Source organism: Neisseria sp. P0021.S006, from assembly GCF_051956895.1.
Map to the genome: position 1 here is coordinate 1 of NZ_JBQCWZ010000644.1, position 766 is coordinate 766.

Here is a 766-nt window from a genome sequence, read left to right on the forward strand (position 1 = left end):
CCAAAGTAACTTTACCGTTCATCAAAGCGCCGTGACCTGGGAAGGTACAAGCGAATTTGTATTCGCCGTCAGCCAGTTTGGCAGGATCCAGAGTCAAAGAAGATTCTTCACCGCCACCGATCAGTTTGGTGTGGGCAACAACGCGTGCGTCGTCAGGTTTAACGTAGTCAGTGTCAGCTGCGCCAACGCCATCTTTGAAAATACCGTCCATGTCTTCAGTTTTACCGATTACAATGTTGTGACCCATGCTGGCTTTAGGTTGGGTACCGGTGTGTTTCAGGGTGATGGTGAATTCTTTACAAGCTTTGCTTACTTGGATTTCTTTAGTGTTGAACTGCATAGCGTCGTTGGCTTCAACAGTAGTCGCGCAGTTGCCGGCAGCAGGAGCAGCGGCAGCGTCGGCTGGAGCGGCTTCAGAAGCAGGAGCTGCATCAGCAGGTGCAGTAGTTTCTGCAGGGGCAGCTTCGGAAGCAGCAGGGGCTTCAGCAGGTTTTGCAGCTTCTTGAGAGCATGCAGCCAAGCCGATAACGGCAGCGGAAATCAGAGCCAGATAAGCTTTCATTGATGTATCTCCTAATGATGAGAGTTTTGTTAAGTTCTATTAATAGCACCACACGAATATATTAATAAAAGGCAAACGCCAAACTAAAATTTATCCGCATAGCGTGATGTGAAATTCAGGCGTTATTTTGCTACAAACTTCACACGAAATCAAAGTTTCAAGCCAAGTTTACATCAGTTTACCTAAAAGAAAACAGATACTTTC

Annotated in this window: 1 protein-coding gene; it reads right to left on the reverse strand. The window is 46.7% G+C overall.

Going from position 1 to position 766, the window contains the following annotated elements; translation table 11 throughout:
- On the reverse strand, positions 1-562 hold a 562-nt coding region (gene azu / locus ACTHUM_RS16225), incomplete at its 3' end, for an azurin (protein ID WP_440403452.1).
- Positions 563-766 lie beyond the last annotated feature (204 nt).